The sequence below is a fragment of the Ectothiorhodospira shaposhnikovii genome (assembly GCF_016584105.1).
Taxonomy (GTDB): domain Bacteria; phylum Pseudomonadota; class Gammaproteobacteria; order Ectothiorhodospirales; family Ectothiorhodospiraceae; genus Ectothiorhodospira; species Ectothiorhodospira shaposhnikovii.
On record NZ_NRSM01000011.1, the window covers coordinates 89467 to 114983 of the forward strand.

The following is a 25517-nucleotide window of genomic DNA, read 5'->3' on the forward strand; positions in this document are numbered from 1 at the left end:
TTGCTGTGCTCTCCGCGACCTGCGGGGAGCGTTCAGCGGTTACTTACCGGAAGCGTCGGCGATGTGTCGGAGGGTGACGGCGAATTTCAGCGGGCGGAGTTCAGCCGGCCCAGAACGGCCTTGCCGCAGGCGTCGAGGGAGGGGTCTTCGTCGCTCTCGGTGATCTCGGAAAAGACCCCGTCATAGGGGGAGCGGGACAGCCGGTGATATTCGAGAAAATTCGCCGGAAGCGAGGTGGCCTCGGCCTCGACCAGACGGTTGACCACCCAGGCGGCCTCGTCCTTGCGGTCGGCAAGCCCGTTCGGCCCCCGGTCGAGGTAGTACATCTCCACATCCAGACCGGGACCCGGCCCCTGAACCCAGACGCCCACGGGCACGTATTCCGGGACGGTGGCTTGCCGGTCGGCCATTATCGAGTCGATCATATAGCGCAGTTTCATGACCAGTCCTCCGCGATCTGGAGATGCTCTTCCAGAAGCTGGGCGTCGATCCGGTGGAATCTTTCGGCGTTTTTTTGTCGGTAGGCGATCCAGCGTTGCCAGTCCGCCGCGAGCTCGGGCTCCGAGACCGGCTCGATCATTTCGACATGGTGAATGCGGCCCAGATCGTCGGTCAGCTCGACAATCAGCCAGCCTTCGACCTCCTTGCCGTCATGTTCGGCCATCAGGGTATCTTCGACCCGGACATCGACCACTTTGATGGTGTGGGCGTGCTGAAAACCCTCGTCATAACCGAGTGCCTTCCACAACAGCCAGAAATCGGTGCGCAGATGGTTGCCAGCGGTGTCGAAATGGGGTGCGATCCGGGTGACGGTGAAGCTGTCCACCAGGGTATCCAGAAAGAGATCCCCGGATTCCCTTACGGTCATGCGGCTGCCCCGGTTGTTGAACCAGTGCAGCGCTTCCTGCAGCCGCTGTTTCTCTTGTTCGATAAAGTTTTTCATGGTCATTGTTTGCGTTTGCTCCAGCTTTGAGGAGTATGGACGATGTCCTCCACCTTGCGCCCGTCGGGTAGTTTCTTGATGCCGCGCCGGGTGAAACTCTGGATGATCTCCCGGCGTTCGTTGTCGCTTCTGGCGACGATGAATTCGATGTTGTCCAGCAGCGTCACCGAGTATTTGAAGATGGTCTCGTTACCATGGCGCTGCGAGAACCGCTTCCAGTCGTCGATGCTGGCCCCCCGGTTGCGCTGCACGTAGTCATCAATCACCTTGCCGTAGGCGTCATGGTCATAACTGATAGCGTCCATGCGCCGCAGCATCTGTTTCTTGAAATAGAGGGCCGGTGAGGCGTCGCTGGCCGGTTGCTTCTTGATCCGGGTGAAGAAATAGCTCGCGCCGCCGGTCTGCATGTCAGCCACCGGGGACATTCCGCCCGGAGCCACGCCCATGCGCATCTTCTCGACCGTGCTGACCATGGCTCCGTTGTTCTCCATGATCAAGTCGATGAAGCCGGACATACTCTCGCCGTTGGTCAGATCATGGACCAGCGAATAGCCCTTCATCTGTTTTTCCAGGTCCTCCTCGGTGATGTCGAACCGGAACTGGTGCCGGTATCCGCCCTTGGCGTCTCGGTCCAGAAAGCCCGCCTGGTATTCGCCCAGCGGGTTGTATCCGGAAAGCTGGGTGATGTCCTGGACGCCCAGTTCCTTTTGCCAATAGCCGCGCAGAGCCTGGACCCGCTCGGTGGTGGTGGCGTTGCGGTCGTCGAGGGATTTCTGCAGTCGTTTGTAGTCGGCGCTCTTGTCGGTCTTGCGGATGTAGGCGAGCTTTTCGAGGTACATCTGCTCCGCGTTTTCCGCCGTGGCCACCCGGGTATCGATCCCAAGCTGTTCGAGCTTTTCCAGCATCGCCTCGACCCGTCCGGGGGTAGCGTCGCCGTCCAGGATCATTTCCAGCTCGCCGCGCTGGGCATAGAGGTTGGTGTCGGACCAGGGGCGATAGCGGACCCGGGTGCCGTCCTCGAAGGTGACGGTGTACTGGTGCCCGTCCTGCATGCGGGAGTTTTGATTGAACAGCGTCCGGTTGTCGATGTCGTCGGCCTCGACGGTAATGGTGCCGGAACCGATCCTGCGCTTGGTGTGGGTCACCTTGCCGCGTTCCACCTTGAACGGCGGTTTCTCCTTGGGTTTCTGCGCGTCGAGCTTGGGCAGGTACTGCTCGAATACGCCGTTGGTGGCCCGATCCCAGTCGACGGACTCTTCGATCTCCTTGACCCATTTCAGATAATGGTCCGCCATCTCCTTGACCTTGGGGTCGGCGCTCTTTTGCAGGGTTTCCAGTTTCTTGCGCAGGCGCAGGGCCTTGTCGATCTTGGTCCGGTTGTACTTGCCGTCGCCCACGTGGAAATTGACGTTTTTTACGGCGTCCAGAATCGTCGGAAAGAAGCTGTCTTCGACCAGCGGTTGTCCCTTTTCCCCGGCAGCCGTCTGCACATACCTGCGCAGCACCTCGTCGATGCGGCGGTCGGTGTCCGGCCGGATCTTCATCTTGACCACGGTGCGCTTCTTCCCCTTGAAGCTCTCGGTGAAGATCAGCGCGTTCTGGTCCTCCACGTCGCCACTGTCGAAGGGCAGGGTCTTGCCCTGCCAGCCGAGTTTGCGGGCCTCCTCGATCAGGGTCTCTTCGGCGGAGGAGAGCAGCTTTTTCTTGCCGGTGGCGGTACTCAGCTTGTCGAAACGAAAGCCCCGATCCCCCAGCACATCGGCGTAATAGCCTTCGAAGTCTCGCCGGAGATTGTGTTTCCGCTCCAAGGCCAGATCATAGAAATGCCGCATCCCGGCCGGGTCCTTGGCGAACCGTCCCTCGGCGTAGGGCCGTAGCAGATCGAGGTAATCCTCGTCGGCGATCTTTTCGACTTCCTGTATGTAGCGCAGGGTCGCGTTGGGATCGACCCGTACCTTCCCTTCCTTGGCCGCCCGGAAGACCTTGTTGTAAAACGGCTCTTCCTCGCCGCAGACGCCGTTGGGGTGATAGTCGAGCGTGAGCTTGTCCTGGCCCAGAAACTTGAAGGCCTGGCCTTTGTCGATGCCGTAGACGCGACCGTCCCGGGCGCGGATGAATTGCTTGGAGTGTCCGTCGTGGTTGGCGATCAGCCAGTCGACCACATGCTCGCGCTGGATCTGCTCCAGTTCGATGGTGGTCAGATCCTGTGGCAGGATGTTGCGAAAATCGAAGTCGTCCCGCAGATCGGTACGCCATTTCTGGATGGAGCCGGTGCGGCCGTTCAACTGGATGGTGCGCACCTCGATGGAATGGGGGTCGATGAGGCGGCCGATCTTGTAGGCTGCTTCCTCTCCGAAGGCGATGAACTCATCGTCCTTGCGGCCAATGGGCTTGAACAGCCATTTGTCACCGTTTTCGTCGGTCCAGAACTCCTTTTCGTGTGCGCCGCCGACAGCGGCCTTGCCGGATTTCTTGAACTTCGAAGGCAGACCCTTCTGCTGCCACGCGGTATCGACGGTGGCGAACTCCGCGCCTTTCTTGCCGATCTTGGGCTCGGGCGGCTTGACCGGACTCGGTTGTGGAGCTGGTTTCGGCGTGGCAGGCTTGGCCGGTGCGGTTTTCTTCTTGCCGCCATGTTTTTCGGCCCAGGCTGCGTGCTTGGTGTCGATGCTGGCCTGAACCGCTTTGATTTTCGCGGGATCGGTCTCGGTGAAGAGCGTGGTCAGCTCGTCTTTGTTGGCCCACTGCCAATACTGAACCTTGGTCTCCTTGGCGAGCGTCTTGAGCTCCGTCGATTTCAGCTTGCCGACCTGGTCCTGGAAGAGCTGTTTCTTGAGGGCGATTTCCTTGCTGTGGGCCGCCAGCAGATCCTGGGGTAGATCGGTGCCGCCGGAAACCGCCTGTTCCGCCTTGGCAATCGCGTCGAGGAAATCCTTGTAGCCGGTCGGCGTGTCGGGAACGACCACGGCCTTGGCGGCGTCTTCGAGAGCCGTTTTCTGTTTCAGGATCAGCTTTTGTTTGGCCTCGTCGACCGCCTTTTTCTTGACCGACTCGGCCATGTCGGCACCGGCCTTCTTCTGCAGCGCCTCGACGAGCTGCTGCTTGTTTTTGAGGATGCCGATGCCGTGCTTCTGTTTGGCCGCCGCGAGTTCCTTGCCCATCAGGCCGCTGTGATCCACGCCGGGCTCCAGCTTGTCGAGCAGCTCGATGGTCTCCTGTTTGGTCATATTGAGGGAGATGCCGTTCTCTTTCGCCATCTCCTTGAGCTGCTGGGCGGTCATGCCCTCCAGCCCCTCGGCGGGAGGGATCTTCGCCATCTGGGCGGCGAGCAGCTTGGCCTGTTTGAGTTCCGCCTGCTTCAGTCCGAGCAGATCGACCAGTTCTTCCTTGGTCCGCAGCAGACCGATCTTGTGTTCCTTGAGCTTGGCGCTGAGCGCCGCTCCGGCCAGGTCGCCGTGATCGATCCCGGGTTCGGCCAGATCGAGCAGCTTGATGAAATCGGCCTTGGTCCGGGCGATGGCCACGCCGTTCTGTTTCGCCAGGGTCTGGAGCTGTTTGACCGTCAGCGAACCGAGGTCGGCGATGTCGCCGTTTTCAAAGGCGCTCTTGATCTTGGCGTTCTCCTTGGCCTGGGCGTCGGCCATGCCTTCCAGCACGTGGGGCGGGAGAATGCAGGCGTCCCCCTGCGATGCCTGGGCGGCTGCTTTGGCGGCCATCTCGCTACCGCAGACGGTCATCGGCCACGCCACGATATTGGTGCAGCGGCAGTGCGGATGCGCGGGTTGCTGGGGGAACTTGTCGATGGCAAAGGTCTTGCCGTCCTGGCCGCCGCAGACCGGGCACATGCGCTCGTCCTCCATGGCCAGCCATTCCAGTTTCTGGATGCCGACCCGCTCGTGGAACTTGAGCCTGCCCATGTTGTGGGCGCGGAGGACCTCGGTGCGGGCGATCATCTCCATGCGGTACTGCGCCTTGCTGAACACCCGGCTTCCGGCCTGGCGAAAGGAGTCCTTGTCGATGATCACCTTGCCCATGTCCCGGACGATGTCGTCGGCTCCCTTGCCCGTGGCGACGCCGTTCAGGATGGTGCGCTTGATGCCGTCTGCGAGTTCTCGGTGGACGTCACCGGCGAGCGTGAGGTTGTACTGCGCCATGAAGTCGAGGGCATTGGTGTCGACGATGGTGAACACCTTGGTGGCCAGCTTGTCGATGCCTTCGGGTTTGAGGTCGGCGTAGAACGGCAGCGCCGCGTCGGCGAGCTCTCCGATTCCCTGTTGGATGCCGAGCTTGAAGGAGTCCTTGGTCGTCTTGCGAAAGAGCAGGGTCTGCTCCCGCTTGAGCCGCTTCATGGTGTCGTCGAGTTCGAGCTGGAGCTTTTCCAGCCCCTTGAGGGCGGCGAGCTTGTTGTCCGGCAGGGAGCCGAGGGAGCGGTACTGGAGGATGGCGCGGGCGACCTCGTCTTCGGCCTGTTTCAGCGCCTGGGTGAGCTGGGCCGTGACCTGGTCGTTGTAGCGGTTGCGGGCCGTCAGACTTTTCAGGGTGGCCGTCTGGATGCGCTGCTTCAGGTCCGACAGCATTAGCGGGGCTCCCGGCGGTCGATGAAACGACAGGCCGGGGCGTCGAAAGTGCGCTCGCTGTTGTGGACCCGGCAGTGGTTGGTGTCAGCGATGAAGTGGCTGCACTCGTCGCACACGGCAGCAATGCCGGTGGACTCCAGGTCACCCGACCAGACCAATGCCGCCTCCGCCGTGGGTTCATCGTCCTCGGCCGGAATCCCGAGCATCTTCCGGGCGCGAGGCACGCTGAGGATGCCGGAGACGACCATATCCACCACCGGCTTCACCTGCTTCTCGTCCATCAGGTCGATCTGCTTACGTTCTGTCTCGCGGTTGGCAGCCTCGATGTCCGGGTCCAGGTCCATCTTGAGCTGAAGGCTGGAACGGCTGATGAGCTTGCGGTCGTAGAGTTCGATGAGGAGCTTCTTGAAATCGACCGCGTCGCTGGGGTCGAGGTCGTTGAAGATGAACTGGATGCTCTTGTCGCCGTGGCCGTTCAGCTCCATCCAGTCGTCGAACACCCAGTCGAGGAGCTTGCGTGCGGCCTGTTTGATCTCGCGGATCATGACCATCATCTTCTGCATGCTCACCGAGGCAGTGGCGAAATTCGGACCGTCGCCGGTCACCAGCGAGCGAGACAGACCCAGGGCTACCACGATGTCTTCCTTCACCTCCTTTACCTTGTCCTCGACGTTGAGGACCTGACCGTCGGTGCCGTGGGTTTCGACATTGACGTAGAACGGGACCACCAGGCCACTTTTCATGTCCATCTTGTTGACCATGTCGCGAACCTGTTCGAGCATCCGCTGGTCCGGCATCACCATCTTCTGGCCGAACGCGCCGCCCACCTTGAGCAGACGGAACGGCGTGGCCCAGCGCTTGGCGATGGCCTGTTCGGCCCGGCGGTAATCGCGCAGCAGTTCGATGGCTTGAAAGGCGGGAAGCACGAGGGAATTGCCCCGGGGCGAGAAGGCCGGTGCGTCCCATTTGAGGTGGACCACCTGTTCGACGGGCAGTGGGATGGATTCCCCGCCGCCGAGAGTTTCTTCGGGAAATTGCCGGGCCTCGATCAGTTCGCCCTGGGCGTATTTGACCTTGACCGAAACCGGGTTGACGCAGACCAGCTCCTCGATGTCCTGGCCGGACTTGCTGAAGCGCTTGAAGCCGATGGCGTCGCCTTTCACCAGGAGCTGAAGAACCATGTCCTTGATAAACTGCGAGACGTTCAGCCGCCAGGCGGCCTCCTGGGCTTGCTCCTTGAGGGTCTCGTCATCGCTGGTGATCTTGATCTCGTCGCCCACGGCGAAGGTGCGCCAGGAGTTGACGCAGTTTTTCACCAGCGGCTCCTCGACGTAGTATTCCCAGGCCTTGCGGGCGCGTTCTTCCCAGGTGGCAGGAATCGCTTCGGCGGCGTTCACCTTGGCGAAGGCGGCCGAGTCGAGCGCTGCCGCTGCGGCCAGCGGCGCGATGACAAAGCCGGTGGTGTCCAGGCTTTCGGGTTGTTCGTCCTGATGGGCGGTGCTTTCCACGTGATCCTCTCGGTAGTTTCGGCCATGACAGCCGCACATCCGGCCCGTGTGGGCCGAACCCGGCTCGATGCCGGTTACTTACCGGAGCGGGGTGGAAAGCGTCGGAGGATGCGGTCAGATGAAAACCGGATTGGTGAGGACCGGCTTGAGCGAGACCACCTCTTCGCCGACCGGGTCGAGGTTGCCTTCCTCCCGGATCAGCATGGCGCAGCGCACCGCGTCGATGATGTGGTCGTTGCCCTTGGAATAGATGATCTTGCCGTCCCGCAGGGTGTAGGTGTGGGTGGTGAACTGGTCTTCCACCTCCAGGTCGTCCGAGGGGAAAATGAGCTGCTTGCGCTGTAGTGCTCCGTTGATGAGGCTGGTCATCAGCTCCTTGGTCCGCTTCTTGATTTCCTTTCCGTCCCGCACCGCCAGCCGGGTCATGCCGCCGAAGTCGTATCCCTTGAGCCTGCCTTCCAGCTCCAGCCCTTTGTACTTGTCCAGGGTGAGCAGTTCCTGAACCACGGCCAGGCCGTTGCCGCCGTTGTCCACGCCGATGCCAGCCGGGGTGTAGTAACGCTCCAGCAGCGCGATGATCTGGGCGATGTGCGGATAGGAAACGTGTTCAAGATGCACGCGCAGGATCATCTTCAGCAGCGTCCGCTCGCCGACCTCCATCTCCTGAAATACGACGATCTCGGTGGGGTCGTTGGTGTAGCCCAGGTCGCCGCCGACCCAGAACTGCCCGCTGCGGGGAGTGAGGTTGAGCAGCATCTCCAGCCGGTCGTGGGCCGCTTCCTCGGTGTCGCAATCGCGTAGCTCGGAATCGGTGATGACGATCTTCTGATACTCCAGCAGATCCTGCCGACAGAGGTTGAACTGCTCGACATTGAAGGCCCCATAGGAAGGCTTGCCGTGTTCACCGGCCACCTCGTGCTGCCAGCCGGAACTGTCGCGGCCGCCGTAGAACTCCAGCAGTTCGGCCTCGCGATCCTCGGTCCAAAGAGGGTTGAGCCAGGACGGCCAGCGGAACACATGGAACTGGTCCGACGAGGTGAGCCGGTAATAGGTGGTGTCGCGTAGGCCGTTGGGCGTGGAGTAGATGCGTAGCGTCCCCCCGGCTTTGAGGCACTGGCGCAGCGCCTTCCAGGCCCGTTCGGTCAGCCAGGCTCCTTCATCGACCCAGACGCGGCCCACGTGCAGGGACCGGAAGGCGTCGCCATAAGCCCCGGCCGGGCGGAAATAGAGCACCGAACCGTTGGTGAACTCCAGCCGGAAGTAGGGTTTGCGGTGGATCTTGGGCTTGCCGTACTTAGTCAGGGCGATGCTGTTCATCAGATCCGGGTTGGTGTCGAGCTGGAACTCGATCTCCTCGATGATGGTGTCGAGGTGCCCCTGGTGCGGAGCCGCGATGAGGCCCTGGCCGCCTCGCGTGGTGAAGGCGTAATGGAGCGCGTCGGTCGAGAGCACGATGGACTTGCCCACGTCCCGGCCGTCGAGGTGGATGATGTTCTTGGCCGGGCAGCGCAGGTCCTCCACCTGGTGCGGCCAGTAGTCGCGGCCTGAGCCATCCCGGTTGTAGAGGTAGGCTTGCCCCCACAACACGGGATCGCTCAGGGTCGCCGCGAGTTTGCGCTCCTTGTCGGTTACCGCCATCAGTGCATTCCTGTCCTCAAGGCGTTGCCGAGGATGGTGCTCACCAGTTCCGTCAGGATCTGCCGCACGGCCAGGGTGTTCTTCCGGTCGTGGACAGCTTCCTGAATATCGATGATGGCCTGGTCCAACTCCGCCCAGGCCAGGTACTGCTGCTGGGCCGCTTCCAGACGGCCGAGGGCGTTCTCTATCCGTCCCGCCGCCAGCTCGGTGCCGATTTCGACCAGGGCCTCACCGGCCTGGCGAACGGCATCGTTGTTCTCCTGAAGAATCTCTTTCATTGGCCTGCCTCCTGGTTCGCGCCGTTGGCCCACTGGTCAAGGGCGTCCACGGCGGTCTGCAGGCGCAGACCGACTCCGGTCAGGCGCTCGGCGTCCGGGTGGCCGACTTCGCGCAGCGCCTTGTTGGCCTCGGTCACGTACTCGGGTGTGTGGCGGTTGACGGTGGCCACCGCCGACTGGATCTGGGCCGGTGGCCGGTAGGTGGCGCAGCCGGTCATGATTCCGGCCAGGGCCAGTGGGATGGTCCATTCGAGGGTCTTCTTCAACATGTTGATCTCCTTTGGGTTATGGGTTTGGGGCACATACAGAAAGATCTCTGCAAACACTTGATTTCCAACGAAATAGAAGCGTCATTGGATGTGACGCGGGATGGTCCCGCATCCACGAAAACCGGAACCGGAGGCAGGCCATGACCTACGACAGAAACCGCCAGCAGGCACTCAAGGCGTACCGAGAAAAGCAGGAGAACATCGCCCGGCTGATAGAGGGCATTCGCGGCAAGCTCGAAGCGGACGCGAAGCAGCCGGACATCACCTGGGCGAGCGTCGGTTCCCTCGGCCACGTCGAGGAACTGCTGCGGGAGCTGGACGAGTTCCTGTCCTGAACACACCGGGCCACCGACAAAGGAGACATCGACATGACCGAATGCACCGTGCATCAAGCCGCCGAGGCTTTCATCGGCTACCTGCGGGAATCCGGAAAGAAAGAGCGGACCCTCTACACCTACCGGAAGGACCTCGATGTAGTGGAGGCCTTCTTCGGCGCGGATCGCCAGCTCGCCGAGATCCGGCTCCCCCAGGTCGGCAAGTTCTACAAGTCCGACCTGCTGCTCAAACTCCCCGATGGCAAGGAGCGAGCCGAACGCACCGTCGCCAAGACCGTCCGGGTGTTCCGCATGATGATGGTCTGGGCCAGGGAGTCGGGGCGCATCGAGGAGCTGCCGCTGCCCAAGAGCACACCCATGGGCCACAGCCGGGTGAAGGAGTCCAGCGATGAGCAACCGAACGGCTGACCTCGACCTGACGGGCGCGATAGAGGCGTTCTGTGCCCGCCTGTCGGCCGAAGGACGCTCCCCGGCGACCATAGCCGCATACCGCCGGGACCTCGCCCTGGTGGCCCGCGTGGCCGGGGAGCTGGCCCCGGGTATCGTCTGCCGGGCGGTCACGGCCGGGCTCCTCGACAAGGTGTTCTCCGCCGGGGCGGTCACCGAGAGCGGGCGCGGCCCACGCTCGGCGGCGTCGCTCCATCGGATGAAGGCGGCGGTGCGGGCCTTTTTCGCCTGGGCTGTCGAGGCTGGCGTGGTCGATGACAATCCGGCCCGGTCCATCCGCATGCATCGGTTGCCGAGAAATCTGCCGGTGTTCCTGACCACCGCCGAAAAGAAACGTCTGCTCAAGGAGCTCAAGGGGCGGACCGACTTCTCCACGCTGCGCGACCGCGCCATGATCGAGGTGTTGCTGGGCACCGGGATCAGGCTTGGCGAGCTGGCCGCGCTCGACATGGATGACATCGATCTCGACGCCAAGCATCTGCGGGTGCGGGCCAAGGGGAATGTGCCGCAGGTCAAGTTCATCAAGACCGACCTCCGCACATTGCTGCGCCGTTACCTGGCCGAGCGTCGTCGACACGGCCGCCCAGAAATGGAAGCCCTGTTCCTGTCGAACCGGGACGGCAGACTCTGCCAGCGGCAGATAGCCAACCGGCTCGCCCACTGGCTGCGGAAGGCCGGGATCGAAAAGGAACTGACGCCGCACGGGCTGCGGCATACCTTCGCCACCCACCTCTACGGCGCGACCAATGACCTGCTCGTGGTGCAGCGGGCCTTGGGGCACCGGGACGTGTCCACCACCCAGATCTACACCCACCTCGTGGACGGTCAGCTCGAGGAAGCTCTCGAACGCCTTTGATCCTTCCGGACCCGACGATGGGAGCGGCCTCGGCTGCTCCTGTTTTCGTTGGACGAGACAGTGCCGAAGACAGTGAATGACAGTGCCCGCAGAAGAACACATCCGCCGATGATGAATGATCATGACGATGGTTCTCAGTCTCCCAGGCGGAGCGGGACAAAACGGCAGGACAGCCGTTTTGCACGGCCGCAGGCCGCCCCGGAGGGGTGGAGCACAGGGATGTGCGACATGAAATATCGATTGACCGGAATTTCTCCTTCTCTGTCTGTCGGGCGCACATGCCAATAACTGCTTGGCTTATGCGCTCCAGACGCGGAACACACATGGCAATATCTGCTTGGCATATGCGAGGGCCGTTGCCGAAGGAATGGCTGTTTGCGGGGCTTGGCCGGTTCTGCCTGGGTCTCGACATGCCAATATCTACTTGGGTTATGTGAGAGAGCCCCGGCGTGAACATGCCTATATCTGCTTGGCTTATGCGGTTCGGCTTATGCGGACACATGCCAAGCGGATATCGGGAGCTGCAGGAGAAAGTCGAGGAGTGGAAATGATGATCGACGGCCGGTGAATGCCGATTCCGAAAGTGCAAGGAACACGTCTTATCCGCAATTCCTGGTGAAGCTGTCTGCCGCAAGTCGCCGTGTGCCGGGGTCATCGGAAAAGCCCTCCATGGTGTTATCCGCAATTCTTTCCGCGTTTTTTGCGGCCGGAGGGTTTCGTGGCCGGGGCGTTGGCGGCCTCGGCCACCTTCTCGAGCAGCGCCGCCGCCCATTCCGCCGGAGAGGTCTGCGGGCCTTTCGGCTCCTCACCCTCGCGGGCGATCTTGGTGGTCTTGAGATCCTTCATGTGGCAGCGGATCATCCGGTCGAGCTTTTCGGCGGCGTCCGTGTTCCCTTCGATCTGGGCGCGGACCAGCTTCACCGAGTAGACGCCCACCAGCTCCACCTGCAGGAAGTCGCTGGACTTGTTGAACTCGAAGTCCTGGTTGAGGCGGTCGATGATGGCGTCGAACATGACCTTCTCTTCCGGCGTCAGACAGCGGTCGGCGAAGATGCCGTGGCGCAGCCGGTTCTGGTTACCCTCGGGCGCACCAGGACCGCGCCGGGGCGGTTCGGTCTTGCCCTCGTTGCGGTGCCAGCGGTCCAGCGTCTCTTTGTCCGGTTTGTTCAGTGCCACGTGGAAATCCTGCCGAATATTGTTTTCCCAAGCCGGGATGCGGGGCGGGAGGCCGATTTAGCCTCCAAACGCGCTCCCGCCGGTTCAGGGGTTACTTACCGGAAGCGACGGCCAACTGTCGGTCCCGATCCTGATTTCGTTCGGCGGCGATGATCTGATTGACCCGGCGGGTGGTCACTCCGGCGAGGTTGGAGATCTCCTGGCTGCTGATCCCCTGCAGATGAAGGGCAAGCACCAGGTCACGGCGTTCCTGGTAGAAGCGGCTTGGTGCAGGGACCCAGAGAATTCCGGTGTAGTGCTTCTGAACCTGCTCGAAGAGTTCCTCGGGCAGGACATCCTTGGCGTTGGCGTAGCGTTTCTTTTTCTTCACGTCTCAATCCTCCACTTTCTTCATCCACGGCTGCGGTACGTCCGGGTTGTAGAACCGCAGCGTGCAGGGACGCCCGGACTTCGGCCCATGGACAATTTCGATAGAACGCTCGGTGACCTCGCCAATCTCCTGATCGCCATCGACGAAACAGACCAGGCCGTAGTCCTCGCCGCAGGGAAACCGAAACCGGCCCTGGTTCTGATAGAGGCGTGCCTCGGACCAGCCCTTGGCCATGGCCTCCTCACGGATGGCGTCGACCTTGGCGACTGCCTGGGAAGTCACCGGCTGCTTACATTTCCAAGCTTGGTTCCCGGGATAAATCCAGTCCTTACTGGGAACTTCGACGGGTTTCTCCTGGGGCTCGGGACGAAGCGCGGGTGGTTGATAGTTCTTCGGGGAAAAAGAGTGCAGGACCTCCTGCAGGCTTTCCTTGCCGAACTCCCGGATGGCCAGCTCCTGCAGGGCGTTGAATCGCTGCCGCAGCGTGTTCCAGGCATCCTCGGGGAGTTTTCCGGCCTTGTGCGCGGCTTGGGCGGTGACCATGCGGGAACGTAGCCAGGCGAAGTATTCAGGCGACAGACGGCGACACAGCGTGCCGTCGATCTCCCGGTCTTCAGGCCAGTCGCGGGCGTCCTCGACCTCGTGAACGTCGATTCCGGTGGAGACATAGATGGCAGGCTGCGGTGGTTGCGGTGGTAATGATGGGACTTCACATCCGGCCGAGGCTTCCTGCCCTCCGGCGGTGTGCTTGATCATGGTTTTTAGAAGGCTCATGGCTTCGGGCTCCAGAAATACGGGTTAATCGCTTTTCCCGTTACTTACCGGAGCTGCCCTGAAACCGTCGGTGACCACCCGCTGCGGTGGATATTTGCGGTGGTTGCGGTGGTCGTGCGGTGGAAGGTTTTCTTGTCCCACCGCAGGGGATGGCGCTTTGTTTGTTATTTGTTTTTAGATAGTTATGAAGAAAGAGAAGATAGAGTGCGGTGGTTGCGGTGGTATTTGGGGAATGTCTCTCACGCTGGGCCGGAATTTCCCTGGCGTGGGATGTCGGGTTGGTAGGTAGAAAAAATATTTCAGCCCATAGGGGGTAAGACCTCTGGATTTACCACCGCAACCACCGCAAAAGGCATGAAAGCCTTATCTGGCAAGGGTTTGGCGTGCGGTGGTTATCTACCGCAAAGGCTTCAGCCATCCACCGCACCACCGCAAAAATAAAGGACGCCCGAGAGCGTCCTGAATGATTTTCCGATTCCCAACTGGGACTGCCCGTGGCGTTTCAGATTGACAGTTGACCTGTTTTAGGACTATATTTGGTCATGCAAAGGAGGATGGATATGAAGCTATCGAGTCAAATCAAACCGATCAGTTACCTGAAGGCCCATGCCGCAGAAATCGTGCGCAACATGTCGGGGCAAGGTGAACCCCTGGTCATCACCCAGAATGGCGAAGCCAAGGTCGTGATGCAGGACATCGAAAGCTATGAGCAAACCCAGGAGACCATGGCCCTTCTGAAGATCCTCGCGCTCGGCTCGCGCCAGATCGAGGAAGGCAAGGTCCAGCCCGCCGGTGACGTCATTCAGCGGCTTCGCGACCGGAGCAAGAGTCGCTGATGACCTTTCAGATATTTCTGACCGACGATGCGTCACGGGATTTGGAGGAGCTGTACGACTACATTGCATCCCACGACGCGCCGGGAAAAGCGGATTACGTTCTCGATCAAATAGAGAAAGCCTTTTCGAGCCTCTCCGAGAACCCGGAGCGAGGAGCCTATCCAAAAGAACTGCTGGCCGTCGGGCTTCGCGAGTACCGAGAGATATTTTTCAAACCCTACCGCATCATCTATCGAGTCATGGCCGAAAATGTTTATGTCATGGTGATTGCCGACGGCCGCCGTGATATGCAGACCTTGCTGCAACGTCGTCTCTTACAGGCATAGCCCTCCAGTTCTCCATCATTTCCCCCTGTTCGCTCTGATCCGATACTCGAAGTTCTTAGTGTGGGCGTTGCGCTGCCGGTCGATGTCGAACCCGGCATCCCGGATCACGTCCAGGTCGTTGCTGATGCGCCGACCGAGCTGGGCGGGCTTCTTGTATTCGAACTCGAGGTTGAATTCCCGGCCGACCCTGCGTAGCGCCGCGAGCAGCCGTCCCGCCGATACCGGCTCCATGGTGTTCTCGTTCTCGAACCTCACCTGGTAGCGTTCGATGAACCCCACTACATGGTTTGCCCGGTCGTCCTCGCCGTAGCGGGCCTTCTCGTCCAGTTCCACCGCGTTCCGGTAGGCATGGAAGAGCGACGCCAGCGCCGTGGCAATGGGGTTCGACTCCCGGGCCATTTCCTGGCTGGTGTCGTTGATGGAATGGATCTGCGCGATGAACAACGGGCTCAGATCCTCGAGTCCGGTGGTTACCTCGTGTTCCTCGGACCCGGCCAGCATCATCAGGTACATCAGGCTCAGATAATCGTTGCAACGGCGCTTGCCATGGGTCGGCATGGTTCGGTGCAGCAGACGCATGACCTGTTTCTGGGCTCCGTCTCGGATCATCGCCAGCACATGGCTGGTCCGCTTCATGATGGCCGAGATGATCAGATCCCGGTTCTGCTGGATGGCGGAGATGACCTCCGATTCCAGAAAACAGTCGCTGGCCTGGTTGGCGAGGTCGAAGTTGATGACGAAGGACCTCGACAGAATCTCCGAAAGCTCTCCGCACAGCGGCTCGATGCCGGTGGTGTTCAGCAGGCACTTTGTCCGCTCGGTGATAGTCTCGCTGTCGGTGCCGCTCTTGCGTTTCTCCTTGGCGATCCCGGTGATGCTGGTCAGCATGAAGGTGGTCAGATCCTCGGTCATCTGCTTGACCTCGATGTTGTCGAGGACGATGAGCGGGTTCTGCGAGCCGTCTGTGTAGTTCGCCGCGTCGGTGGCCTTCTTGTGCTGGGGCTCGCCGTAAAGCAGCGTCGACGTGATCTTGCTGGCAGTGGTCTTGCCCGATCCGGCCGAGCCCTCGAAGCGGGTCATGGGCCGCGTCCCGGCGAAGTCGATCAGCAGGAAACAGGAGAGCCAGGAAAGGATGAGAAAGCGATCTCCTTGCGGACAGGTCATGTTGCCCACCAGCAGATCGACCAGGAGCCGGTCTGCCTCTTCGAGGTCGGCGTCGGGCAGGAATTTCAGCGGCTTCATCTTCCGCGAGCCGTCCAGGATGATGCCGTCCTCGTTGCCGCCGTTCTTCATGATCTGAATCTCGTCCGGGGTGATCTTGGCGATCTCGTGCTCCGGATTGTTCAGGTTGAAATAGACGGTGTAGGAAGCCACGTCCGTGTGCAGCCAGGAGAAATGGTCGCGCACCTGGCCACGGATCATGGCCAGGCTTGGCAACACCTCGAAAAATGTCCGTCCGCCGTTGGAGGTCGGCACCATGCCCGTGTGTTTGTAGAGCATGGCTGCGTAATGGCGCTTGCGGCCCCGGTCCGGCGAATCCATCCAGTAGATGGCGTTGTCGAAATACATGAACGGCTCGCCCTGCAGGGTGTGAAAGAACTGGGCACCGTTGGCGGTAAACCAGTCGTAGGCAGCCTCGGCGGCCAGGGTGTAGTCGGGAGCGCCGTTCTCCAGTTCCGTGTCGATCAGCACCTCGTCGACCCGGGCGCGGCACGATCCGGGCATCGCGCCGGACATCCGCTTGGCCTTCTTCTTTTCGTTGCGGAACTCGACCTTGCGGTCCTTCTGGATGGCGCGGATCTGTTCCTTCAGGGTGGCCATGGAAACACCACCGCCGATGCGCTCCTGCACCAGCTTCAGCAGACGGGCCTGTTCCAGCGGCGACTGTTCGGAAATCTCCCCCAGGATCGGTTCGAGCAGGCGGTTGCGTTCTTCCTCTTCAGCGCCCTCGGGCAGCGAGCGCACGCCGAACTCGATGGGCGTGCTGGCCTCGGCGAGCAGGCGTTCGTAATCCTCCCGGGTATGCCCGGCGGCAATGTAATCGTTGACGTCGATCTTGGCGATGGCGAGAAGCGCCTCGGCCGCCTGGGTTTCCTCGGCGGGACGTCCCGCCAGTAGCTTGGCCAGCTCCTTCGGCCCCACGCTCGCCGTCAGGCCGAAGCGTTCGGTCAGCTCCTGCCGGGCCGAGATCTGTGTCTCCGACAAGGGCAGCGTCACCAGGCGGGTGTCGATCTTGTGTTCGGCCAGGGTGCGGGCGGTTTGCAGCGCCCCCTTGAGACCGGCCTGGGAGAGTTCGTTGTCCTGGCAGATATAGACGGTTTCGACGCCGCGCAGCTTGGGGATCAGGCGCTCCCAATCGGCGGCCCGGATGCGGACGGTGACCGGAGATACGGTGGGCAGGCCCAGTTGCATCAGCGCCAGGCAATCGGTCACCCCCTCGGTGATGATCACCTTGCCGGGCCGGGCCAGCAGACAGTCCTCGTTGAACAGCAGCGCGTTGTTGATGAAGTCGGCGACGTAGGGCCGCTGGTGCTCGTCATGAACCGGCAGTTTCTTGTATTTCCCTTGCTCCCAGCCCACGTCCGGTGTCCACGGTGTCTTGCGGCCGATCATGAACACCACCCGGCCACGGCTCCAGTAGGGAAAGACGATGCGGCGCTCGAAAAATGGCGTCAGGCCGTCCTGGCTGGTGGGGCGGAAAGCGCCGGTGGCGGCGAGCTCCCGCTTGGAAAAACCGTCCTCACCCCCGGTCAGTTGGGCGACCGCGCCGGACGCGTTGTCCGCGTAGCCGATCAGGAGATCGTCGATGGTCTCCTCGCTCAGGGCGTATTTGGATTTCAGCCAGTCGAGGACCTCCGGCGACTCCTTGAGCTTGGCGTGGTAAAGCTTGGCCAGCGCCGTCAGCGCGTCCTTGACCCGCAGCTCAAAGGCGCGGTCGGCTTCCGTCTGGGCCAGACGCTCTTGGCTCAGGCCATAGCGCGACAGCGGCGGCAAGCCCGCCTTCTTGGCGAGATAGTCCCGGGCCTGACGGTGGCTGTCCGGCATCGGACCGGATTGCCCGGCGGTGACCGAGCCCGTCTGAATGAACTCCACGAGCTGCAGCACGTCACCGCCGACTCCGCAGCCGAAGCAGTACCAGCCCTGCTTGTCGAGCATCACGTGCAGCGACAGACGCGACTGGCTCTGATGGTTGGGGCAGTCGCACATCAAGCGCTGGCCGGTCTCTTGGGTGATCCGTCCCGGCAGGAGTTCCCGGGCCACGTCACCGATGTCCATCTCGGTGACGAGCCGGTAATACTCCCTGACGTTATCCGTTCCGCCCATGCTCATTCGGCCTCCGCGACACGGGCGGAATCGGCATCCGCGTGCTGGGCGGCGTCCAGAAACAGGGGCAGGAAGGTCCGGCGGTCATCCACCTGGCAACGCTTGGCGCAGTTCTGGATACCCCAATGGTCGCCCAGGACAATGGCGGTGCGCCGGGCGCGGGTCACCCCGGTGTAGAGCAGGTTGCGGTGATGCATGAAGGAATGCGCCTTGTGGACCACCACCACGGCGCAGGGGAACTCGGAACCCTGGGTTTTGTGGATGGTGAGTGCATAGGCGAGCTGCAGATCCTGCAGGTCGGGCGACCCTTTATCCAGTTCCACCGGCATGCCGTCGAAGTCGATGACCAGGGTGCCGTTCGCGAGGACATCGACCACATAGCCGATGGCACCGTTCATCACATTCAGGTCGTAATTGTTCCGGGTCTGGATGACCTTGTCGTGCTTGAGAAACGGAGCGCGGCGGCCCATAGCGACCGGCGGTACCTCGGCGTTCCAGAGCTTGCGCTGGATGAGCCGCTGCAGTTCCTCGTTCAGTTCCTTGGTGCCGAGCGGCCCCTTGTGGGTCGGCGTCAGCACCTGCACGTCCTTGATGATGTCGAAACCCAGGGCGTCGAGCCGCTCCTGAAACAGCTCCAGCAGGAACGAGCGTGCCGCCATCGGGTCGGTGAACTGATCCACCAGATACCAATCCCGGCATCCGCCCACCGACGCCTCGCTGGTCTTGCGCACCTCGCCCTTGAGAACGGCGGTGCAGTTCTCCTTGAGGACGCCAGCCTGACGCACGACCTTGTCGAGGATGACTGAGGGGATGGCGCGTGTCTGGATCAGATCGCGTAGGATGTTTCCGGGTCCCACCGGCGGAAGTTGGTTGTGATCGCCGACCAGCAGCACCGTGGTCCGCGACAGGTCGACCGCCTCGAACAGGTGCCAGGCCAGCGGCACGTCCACCATCGAAAACTCGTCGACCACCAAGACGTCGGCATCGATGGGGTTCTCCTTGCTGCGCGAGAAACCCTTGCCGTCATAGCCGAGCAGGCGGTGAATGGTGGTGCCGCTGCGACCACTGACTTCCTCCAGACGCTTTGCCGCCTTGCCGGTCGGCGCGGCAAGCACGACCTCCAGATCGCTCTCCTCACAAATCGTGTTGATGACCGAGATGGTGTAGCTCTTGCCAGAACCGGCTCCACCCGAGATCAGGCTGATGCTGTGCTTTAGGGCTGAGCGGACCGCGTCGAGCTGCTTCTCGTTCAGCGTGGCGGCGCAGCGCCAAATCAGGGCATCGAGTTTCTTGACGGACTGGAAATGCGGGTTGGGTGCTTCGGCCTGGCCGAACAGCGCGGCCAGCTCCCGCTCCATGCGGACGATCTCCGGCAGAGCGACCACGAAGCGTCCGCCGTGTGAATCGCAGGCAAGCGCCTGTTCTTCGATGAGCGCATCGAGGGCGCTTTCGATACGAACCCGGCTGTCCAGAGCATCCATGACCAGCAGCAGATTGGCCTGGTCCACCAGATCCTCGTATTCGATCCAGCAGTGGCCATTGTCCAGGGCTTCACGGACGCAGAAATTCAATCCGGCCCGGATACGAGGGGTATGGTCCTTGGGGGTTCCCAGCTTGCGGGCAATCTTGTCGACCTTCTTGAAGCCGAATCCCCGGATCTCCCGAATGAGGATGTACGGGTCTTCCTTCAGAATATCGAGGCAGTTGCCGCCAAGCCTTTCGACCAGGGTGGTGACCTGATGATGGGTCAGGCCGAATGCCGACAGCCAGGCCATGACGGTGTTGACGCTGCGGTTCTTCAACCACTCGTCACGCAGCCGCCGGGCCGCGTCCAGCGGCAGCCGAGCCTTGAGCGCGATGCGTTCGGGATCATTCAGAAGGGTTTCTTCAAAGGCGTCGCCGAAGCTCTCGACGATCAATCTGGCCTTGGCCGGACCAATGCCCTTGATCTCCGGATGGTTGGCCAGATAGTGGATCAGCCCCTCCGGATCGAGTTCGAGGTCGTGCTCCATCCCGTCGACCTTGAACTGACGGCCGTATTTGGGATGGGTGGACCACGACCCGAGCAGGACCACAGGCTGATTTTCCCGGGCGAACAAATTGCCCGCGAACTGGACTTCCTCACCGGTCGGGGTAAGCAGTCGCCCTGCGGAAAACTTGGGTCCGGCATAGTAAACGCGCTCTATTCTTCCCCGGAGTCGCGCCGGGTTACTCTCATTTCTTTTTGGCATCTCGCGATCCTCCGGTGAAAACGTGTCAGGTACTCCTCGACAAAACGGCAGGCGGCCTGCCGGTCCGAGCAGAAGTAGACGGGGACACCGAAGTCGACGACGATGGAGGCGACCGTTCCGATCAGCGCGTGCGGGTGGGCATCGCTTCGGTAGCGGCCATCGACCAGATCGCGAAAGTTGCATTCGACAACCACACAGGCGGATTCGTAGGCGGATAGCTTTTCCAGCTCGCGGTGGAACCGCTTTCGCCCCCGGATGACGGTGGAGACGAAATCCGTCAGGGATTTGCGCTCCACCGCCACCCGTTCCTCGAGGCCGACCAGTGAGTAATCACCGGCGGGCAGCGCCTTGCGAACCGTCGAAACCTTGTCTGTATCGAAGCTGTAGGGCTCCTGTTCGCGTGTATCGACGACAACGGTGATCCGGTCCATCATCAGAACGGGATCATGTCGTCCATCGCCGCGCCGGGAGCTCCGGCATCGTCGGCCATGACAATGCGACGGTTGAAGTAGATATTCTCGTTTTCACCGCGAGTGCGTTTGGTCACCTCCAGCTTGATGTTGAGAAGCTGCTCGAGGTGGCCCGGCAGGTCGGAGAGCTTCTGAAGCTGTAGCCCGCAGGTGTAGAGGTCCTGCTTGAGCCACTTGATGTTCTCGTTGCTGGCCATGACGTTGTTGCGCCAGAGCAGACGGCCCTTGTGGGTCGGCGCGAGAATGCGCAGGGTCCACTTGAGCATGGGGTTGCCCGAGGTCTGGGCGCGGGTCAGTTCGACCCGGTCGACGTTGACCTGGTACTTGCCGTCGGGGACGGCCTCGAACTCGCGTTCCTCGACTTCGGCGGTTTCAAAGGCGTCGTCGAACTGCGCCAGGTCGAGGTTGCTGCTGGATTGGTTTTCGTAGTGTTCCATGGTCGGATCTCCTTACTGTTGGGGTTTCGCCGCCGCACTCGCGGTCGGCTCCGGCTTCGGCCGGGCGGCACTCGCCGCAGCTCCGGCTGCCGTGTTGTTGAACGCTTTCATGAAGCTCGAAAAATCGAGGGGGATGACTTCGGGGAGTCGGCCGGTGCGGTCACCGGCGTCGTAGTTGGGACTGGGCTTGGTGCGCATCACGCGCTGCCAGACCGGCTTGCCGTCCTCGCCGGTTTTCATGTCCAGGTCGCAGAACAGAATCAGGTCCACCAGCCCGGTAACCAGCTTCCGCGCCTTTTCCGGCAGCGTCGGCACGATGCGGGTGTGTTTGCCGGCCCGGGTCTCGATGTCCCGTTCCTGGGAGTGGGAGATCAGGATCAACCCATAGGGCAGGAAGGCGAGTTTGTTGATGACGCGCTGGAACTCGTTGTTGATCAGCGCGTAGCCCTTGCCGTAGCCCAGGTCGGACTCGTGCTCGATCTTGAATTTCTTGCAGACGTAGTCCGAGCACATCTTGTAGGCGTTATCCACCGTGTCGACGACGATGGTCTTGAACTCGTGCTTGCCCTCGGCGATTTCCGCGCAGGCCTGCAGAAGATCGTCCCAGCAGGTGATCGGGGTCTGAAACACCTCCAGGGCGTTCAGGCCCGGCTCGGTCGCCAGGAACAGTGCATCATCGGCCTTGGAGCACCAGGTGCTCTTGCCGATCTTGCTCGGGCCGTACACCAGAACGGTGAGGTCCGAGAGCGTGTGTTTGGGTTTGCTTTTGGTCTTGGGAAGCATGGCTTCGTCTCCTTATGGTTGGGATTTCAAAACACCGGAGCGGCGTCTTCACCGGCTCCGTCCCGCAGCTCTTCGTGCGGGGCGATCCGTTGGAAATGGTTTTCGATGACGTTGGGGTTGCCGCCCGAGCGGCAGAGCTGGAAGTAGGCGCAGGGCCTTCCGTACTGGAAGCAGTAGCTGGTGTTGCGGTAGAAGGTGTCGCGCCGACGGGCGTCGAGCATGGCCTTGGAGAGTTCCCACAGCTCCGCCCGCAGTTCCTCGAACTGGTCGCGGGAGATGTAGAGCACCTCGCGATGGAACATTCCCGGCTCGAGGTACTTCTCCTGGAGCCGTTGCTGGAAGGTGTCGTCGTCCTCCGGCAGCTTGCGCTTGGCGCTGCTCTTGCCGGTTTTCGACTTGGCGATCAGCTCCGCCCGGCGGGCCTCGAACTCGGCTTCGGTCTCACCCTTGCCCTGGCGCAACTTGGCCTTGACCAGGACGTTGTAGATGATGCCGCTGACCGTGATGCCGAGGGTCTGCTCCAGGTACCAGGCGTAGAGGATGATCTGGAAATCGGTCCACAGCCGCTCCAGGTAGCTGGCGTCGATCTGCGAGGCGGTTTTGTGTTCCAGCAGGAAATACTGGCCATCCTGGCGGACGATGCCGTCCACCTTCCCGGCGAGGATGAAACTGCGCGAGGTCGCCCCGGTCGCCGGGTTGACGATGGGGCCTTCGAAGGTCTTCTCGAGTGCGACGACCTCGAACTCTTCGGCCGGGTAGTGTTCCGCATAGGCGCTCATCATGGCCCTGGCGAGATGCCAGTCGGCCTGTTGATGATCGTCCTGCGCCCGGTTCGGATAGGTCCGGTCGATGTGGTCGAGGACCTTGGCCAGATCCCGCTCACCGTGCCAGCACTCCAGGCAGTCGTGAATGACCGAGCCGAAGGCCAGATTGGGGTCGCGCTCGAGCGGCACCAGCTCGTTGATGTAGCGCCACTTGCAGGCCATGCGGCAGTTGCGGAACAGCCGCCACATGGAATAGGTGGTGGTCATCAGCTCGCTCATACCGCCACCCCCGCTGTAGCAGCGGCGGGCGCTGCGCGATGCTTGGAGGCGCAGGCACAGCCCGACGGCTGGGTTCGTTCGATCAGGACCGAGCGTTCGCCGTACTCCTTGGTGGCGAAGCCGGTAAAGATGCGGGCGAGATCACTGCCGACATCGGTGGAGGCGTCGATCACGCAGGTACGGCGGGCCTTGTCCAGATTGAACCGGCTCTCCATCCGCACACGGGAACGGCCATGCAGGCTTTCGACGGCCAGCATCGCCAGCATGAAAGTGTCTTCCAGTTCCTGGGCCGGGACCGACTCGTCAAAACGGTACTTGTAGGTGTCGTGAGTCATGGTTGAACTCCTCTTTGTTGATGCTCGCCGTCCTGGCTCGCCCCCTACGGGCGGCCTGACGGCCGTCCAAACCGGCTGTCCTGCCGGTTTGTCAGGTTCTGATTTCCGAGGCCCCGGATAGCCGCACCATGCGGCACGGTGCTTACTTACCGGAACCGGGGCTGATGCGTCGGAGATCACAGGTAGTCCTCGAGCCCGGCCTCGCTGAAAGCCTCCCGCAGCTTGCTCAGCCGGTCGTAGAGGGTGGTTCTGGGAATGCCCATCTCCCGGGCGATTTCTGCCATGGTGCTGTCGTGCAGGCGCACGCACAGATCCCGGAGCTCCTCCGGTAGCGAGGCGATGGCCCGGTCGAGATCCATGCGGATCTCATGGGCGAGGCGCTCCCTTGTTTCGCGGGTGCCGCCTCCCAGAGAGCCCTCGCCATCCAGGAAGTCGATCCGCTCGGTGGTGTCGCCTTCGCCGTTGTCGAGGGGTTCGTTGAGCGAGGTTTGGCAGAGCCGCCAGTCCCGGCATTGGGCGAACCGGGCCTCCAGAATGGTGGAGATGTGACGTTCGACGATCCGGGCCATGAAGGTGGTCTTCTTGGCCTTGGCGGGATTGAAATGCCGCATCCGCTGCAGCAGATCGATCATCAGTTCCTGTTCGAGGTCGGGTCTGTCGTCCTCGGTGAATCCGGCCTTGCCTACGAGTTGACGTGCTTTGTGCCGAATGAGGTCGGCGGCATACTTGTCGATGCCGTCGTAAGAATTCTGTGAAACCATCGGGGCCTCCTCGGAGCGAGGAGGAGGTCCGCGTGGGTGTCGGCACGGGCCAGATCACAGGACAAAGCTGTCGCGTGGGCGAAGGGGTCGCAGGTACGCCGCCAATTGCCGTATTCGGCTCGGCGACACCCACAACAGCCTCCGCCATGCGTCCAGCTTGTTGTCCAGTGTCTAAGGGTTCAGGTCGTTACGTGTTCAGGCTGCCCGTTCCTCGATGCGCATCAGGAACGGGAGACCGTGCTTGATCTCGAGCAGGCAGACTTTTCCGCTGCCCATCTGCGCGAGGTGCTCCAGCAGCGCCACGACCTCTTGCTTGAGGATGAAGTCATCCTGGTCGCGCTCGGGCCGGGGACCGCTCTGTCCGCCCAGCTTGATCTCGCGCTCAATGACCGTGTCAGGGGTGAGTTCCGGCTCGCCGTCGCGGACCGGAATGTTGGTGATGCGGCCGAAGTTGATGTCCTGCATCAACTCGATGAGTCGCCGCTTCGGTGGGGTGAGGTGTGCTTTGCTTGTCTGGTTCATGCCGAACCTCCTTCATTTCTGGACCGACCGGGAGACAGGTCCGGCATGAATTTCCCGGGTGGCGGTCGTGAACTTTTTGTGTTCACCAGACCTGTCACCCTGCTTTGGCGAATTTTCGTTGCGACCCCGAAAAACGCCCTGGCTCAAGGAGGAGGAAAGCCCGTAAAACCTTGATTGATAGTGGGTTTACAGAGGAAAACTTTTTTAACTTTTTTTGCCCGGCCCCAGTGAAATTTCACCGGGCGGGCCTCCAAGACGCAAAAAGCCCCGATCCAGAATCCTGAATCGGGGCTATAGATTTGTCGGGCGCTATAAAGGGTGGTCAGTAAACCTCGGCACCTTCCGGGAGGATGCGAAACTTGCAGCGGTAGGTCTTTGTATCCTTGACCCATTCGATGGGATCGTCATCGAGCCGGAAGAATTCACGCAGGTGCTTCGACAACTCTTGCTTTTGTTTCTTCAATTTGTCCGAGGCGTATCGGCTGTGCCAGTCGATCTCGCCACGGGAGTTGGCAAACCCTTCAAGCAATTTCCATTGCTCGGTAGGGTTGCCATTCTTCCTGCTCGCCATTCCCATTTGCGTATAGGTGTATCGACCGCTCTGGTCGCCCGCCCATATTGTGACGGTATGACCATCACGGAACTGAATCTTGATTTGTAGCCATGTGGTGCCCGGCGGTGTCGGGAAAAACACCGTGCCGCCCGAATCCGGCTCAGGCACCTGGCCGATAAGGGGCGCGAATATCTCAGTCTTGTCCCGACGGGTCAGGAATCGTGGAGCATCACCCAGGTACAGATCTTCGTTCAGCGCAATGAAAAGGCTGTCTTTCTGCGCCAGTAGTGTTTCAACTGCAGGACTCAAATGAAGGCGTGTGGGTGCGATCAGGACAAAGGGTTTGATGATTGAAAGGCATAATGACCGGACGACCTCGGCCAGCGCATCCTTGCTGTCCTGCATCGTCAGCACAACCGGGAAGTCCATCCCCGCCGTGGGTATGAAATCGCCCAGTCTCCATGTGTGGGGCAGGCCATCGAGTTTCGAGTCTCGGTGTTCTATTCCCAAGGCCTCGCAGATAGCGCCATTGACGGTTGACTGCTTGAGCCGGTAGATCAGCGTCTGCCTTGGAGAGATCTGAATGGCCGCGCTTTCTTTTTCAGGGTAACCGGAATATCTGGTTGATCTCTACCTTGGCGTTCATTCACAAATTTCACTTTCTCAACGGAAAAGCTGGTTGTTTTGTTGCCTCCTAACCATATATCACATAATATCCACCTGTG

25 protein-coding genes are annotated in these 25517 nt (G+C 61.3%); 5 read left to right on the forward strand and 20 right to left on the reverse strand.

All coding sequences use genetic code 11. The annotated features are described in order from the left end of the window. Positions 1-86 precede the first annotated feature (86 nt). From CKO35_RS08235 to CKO35_RS08265, 7 genes are all read right to left on the reverse strand, one after another. Entirely contained in the window at positions 87-440 is a 354-nt protein-coding gene (locus CKO35_RS08235) for a hypothetical protein (RefSeq protein ID WP_020886721.1), read from the reverse strand. After that, positions 437-949 carry a hypothetical protein gene (locus CKO35_RS08240; RefSeq protein ID WP_020886720.1) on the reverse strand — a complete coding sequence of 171 codons (513 nt, stop codon included), beginning with the start codon at positions 947-949 and terminating at the stop codon, positions 437-439. The genes CKO35_RS08235 and CKO35_RS08240 overlap by 4 nt, the downstream gene beginning before the upstream one ends. Beyond that, positions 946-5520: a minor capsid protein gene (locus CKO35_RS08245; RefSeq protein WP_200174563.1), complete on the reverse strand. Its 4575-nt coding sequence runs from the start codon at positions 5518-5520 to the stop codon at positions 946-948. Before CKO35_RS08245 ends, CKO35_RS08240 begins: the two co-directional genes overlap by 4 nt. Beyond that, on the reverse strand, positions 5520-7028 hold the full coding sequence (locus tag CKO35_RS08250) for a phage portal protein family protein (protein ID WP_144303938.1): 1509 nt from the start codon (positions 7026-7028) through the stop codon (positions 5520-5522). Before CKO35_RS08250 ends, CKO35_RS08245 begins: the two co-directional genes overlap by 1 nt. Before the next feature lie 114 nt (positions 7029-7142). Continuing rightward, positions 7143-8666: a terminase large subunit domain-containing protein gene (locus tag CKO35_RS08255; protein WP_200174565.1), complete on the reverse strand. Its 1524-nt coding sequence runs from the start codon at positions 8664-8666 to the stop codon at positions 7143-7145. Beyond that, on the reverse strand, positions 8666-8944 hold the full coding sequence (locus CKO35_RS08260) for a hypothetical protein (RefSeq protein WP_200174567.1): 279 nt from the start codon (positions 8942-8944) through the stop codon (positions 8666-8668). The genes CKO35_RS08255 and CKO35_RS08260 overlap by 1 nt, the downstream gene beginning before the upstream one ends. Then, positions 8941-9213, reverse strand: a complete 273-nt coding sequence (locus tag CKO35_RS08265) for a hypothetical protein (RefSeq protein ID WP_011367832.1) — start codon at positions 9211-9213, stop codon at positions 8941-8943. Before CKO35_RS08265 ends, CKO35_RS08260 begins: the two co-directional genes overlap by 4 nt. A gap of 140 nt (positions 9214-9353) precedes the next feature. Here CKO35_RS08265 and CKO35_RS08270 point away from each other — a divergent pair, with 140 nt between their 5' ends. The 3 genes from CKO35_RS08270 to CKO35_RS08280 are packed head-to-tail and all read left to right on the forward strand — an operon-like array spanning position 9354 to position 10851. Continuing rightward, positions 9354-9548 carry a hypothetical protein gene (locus CKO35_RS08270; RefSeq protein WP_011366959.1) on the forward strand — a complete coding sequence of 65 codons (195 nt, stop codon included), beginning with the start codon at positions 9354-9356 and terminating at the stop codon, positions 9546-9548. A 33-nt stretch (positions 9549-9581) separates the two neighbouring features. Then, on the forward strand, positions 9582-9956 hold the full coding sequence (locus tag CKO35_RS08275; protein WP_027371103.1) for a hypothetical protein: 375 nt from the start codon (positions 9582-9584) through the stop codon (positions 9954-9956). After that, positions 9937-10851, forward strand: coding sequence for a tyrosine-type recombinase/integrase (locus CKO35_RS08280; protein ID WP_200174568.1), 915 nt, complete (start codon positions 9937-9939; stop codon positions 10849-10851). The genes CKO35_RS08275 and CKO35_RS08280 overlap by 20 nt, the downstream gene beginning before the upstream one ends. Positions 10852-11526: 675 nt before the next feature. Here the strand turns inward: CKO35_RS08280 and CKO35_RS08285 are convergent. From CKO35_RS08285 to CKO35_RS08295, 3 genes are all read right to left on the reverse strand, one after another. Continuing rightward, positions 11527-12027: a hypothetical protein gene (locus tag CKO35_RS08285; protein WP_200174575.1), complete on the reverse strand. Its 501-nt coding sequence runs from the start codon at positions 12025-12027 to the stop codon at positions 11527-11529. Positions 12028-12118: 91 nt separating this feature from the next. Further along, entirely contained in the window at positions 12119-12397 is a 279-nt protein-coding gene (locus tag CKO35_RS08290; RefSeq protein ID WP_200174576.1) for a hypothetical protein, read from the reverse strand. 3 nt (positions 12398-12400) lie between these two features. Next, positions 12401-13171: a hypothetical protein gene (locus CKO35_RS08295; RefSeq protein WP_200174578.1), complete on the reverse strand. Its 771-nt coding sequence runs from the start codon at positions 13169-13171 to the stop codon at positions 12401-12403. A gap of 554 nt (positions 13172-13725) precedes the next feature. On the opposite strand from CKO35_RS08295, the gene CKO35_RS08300 reads away from it, so the two are divergent. Together CKO35_RS08300 and CKO35_RS08305 are read left to right on the forward strand one after the other, a co-directional pair. Beyond that, complete coding sequence (locus CKO35_RS08300) at positions 13726-14007, forward strand: type II toxin-antitoxin system Phd/YefM family antitoxin (RefSeq protein WP_242467097.1); 282 nt, start codon at positions 13726-13728, stop codon at positions 14005-14007. Beyond that, positions 14007-14333 (forward strand): type II toxin-antitoxin system RelE/ParE family toxin, encoded by a 327-nt coding sequence (locus tag CKO35_RS08305; protein WP_200174580.1) that lies wholly within the window; start codon positions 14007-14009, stop codon positions 14331-14333. Before CKO35_RS08300 ends, CKO35_RS08305 begins: the two co-directional genes overlap by 1 nt. 15 nt (positions 14334-14348) lie before the next feature. Here CKO35_RS08305 and CKO35_RS08310 read toward each other — a convergent pair whose 3' ends face one another. The 10 genes from CKO35_RS08310 to CKO35_RS08355 all read right to left on the reverse strand — a co-directional run bounded on the left by CKO35_RS08310 (position 14349) and on the right by CKO35_RS08355 (position 25197). Continuing rightward, complete coding sequence (locus tag CKO35_RS08310) at positions 14349-17663, reverse strand: CHC2 zinc finger domain-containing protein (protein WP_200174582.1); 3315 nt, start codon at positions 17661-17663, stop codon at positions 14349-14351. Beyond that, the gene (gene recD2 / locus CKO35_RS08315) at positions 17660-19888 is read right to left on the reverse strand and encodes an SF1B family DNA helicase RecD2 (protein WP_420870747.1); all 2229 of its coding nucleotides are present in this window, start codon (positions 19886-19888) and stop codon (positions 17660-17662) included. Before recD2 ends, CKO35_RS08310 begins: the two co-directional genes overlap by 4 nt. After that, entirely contained in the window at positions 19840-20322 is a 483-nt protein-coding gene (locus CKO35_RS08320) for an ERCC4 domain-containing protein (protein WP_200174586.1), read from the reverse strand. Before CKO35_RS08320 ends, recD2 begins: the two co-directional genes overlap by 49 nt. Further along, positions 20322-20795 (reverse strand): DUF669 domain-containing protein, encoded by a 474-nt coding sequence (locus tag CKO35_RS08325; protein WP_013219083.1) that lies wholly within the window; start codon positions 20793-20795, stop codon positions 20322-20324. Before CKO35_RS08325 ends, CKO35_RS08320 begins: the two co-directional genes overlap by 1 nt. Positions 20796-20807: 12 nt before the next feature. Next, positions 20808-21578 carry an ATP-binding protein gene (locus CKO35_RS08330; protein ID WP_200174587.1) on the reverse strand — a complete coding sequence of 257 codons (771 nt, stop codon included), beginning with the start codon at positions 21576-21578 and terminating at the stop codon, positions 20808-20810. Between the two features lie 26 nt (positions 21579-21604). Further along, positions 21605-22621, reverse strand: coding sequence for a PD-(D/E)XK nuclease family protein (locus CKO35_RS08335; RefSeq protein ID WP_200174595.1), 1017 nt, complete (start codon positions 22619-22621; stop codon positions 21605-21607). Beyond that, positions 22618-22956 carry a hypothetical protein gene (locus CKO35_RS08340; protein WP_013258642.1) on the reverse strand — a complete coding sequence of 113 codons (339 nt, stop codon included), beginning with the start codon at positions 22954-22956 and terminating at the stop codon, positions 22618-22620. Before CKO35_RS08340 ends, CKO35_RS08335 begins: the two co-directional genes overlap by 4 nt. A 176-nt stretch (positions 22957-23132) precedes the next feature. Continuing rightward, on the reverse strand, positions 23133-23717 hold the full coding sequence (locus CKO35_RS08345) for a sigma-70 family RNA polymerase sigma factor (RefSeq protein ID WP_200174597.1): 585 nt from the start codon (positions 23715-23717) through the stop codon (positions 23133-23135). Between the two features lie 195 nt (positions 23718-23912). Next, the gene (locus CKO35_RS08350; RefSeq protein ID WP_011367849.1) at positions 23913-24239 is read right to left on the reverse strand and encodes a hypothetical protein; all 327 of its coding nucleotides are present in this window, start codon (positions 24237-24239) and stop codon (positions 23913-23915) included. A 322-nt stretch (positions 24240-24561) separates the two neighbouring features. Beyond that, on the reverse strand, positions 24562-25197 hold the full coding sequence (locus CKO35_RS08355; protein ID WP_200174599.1) for a hypothetical protein: 636 nt from the start codon (positions 25195-25197) through the stop codon (positions 24562-24564). Positions 25198-25517: the final 320 nt, after the last annotated feature.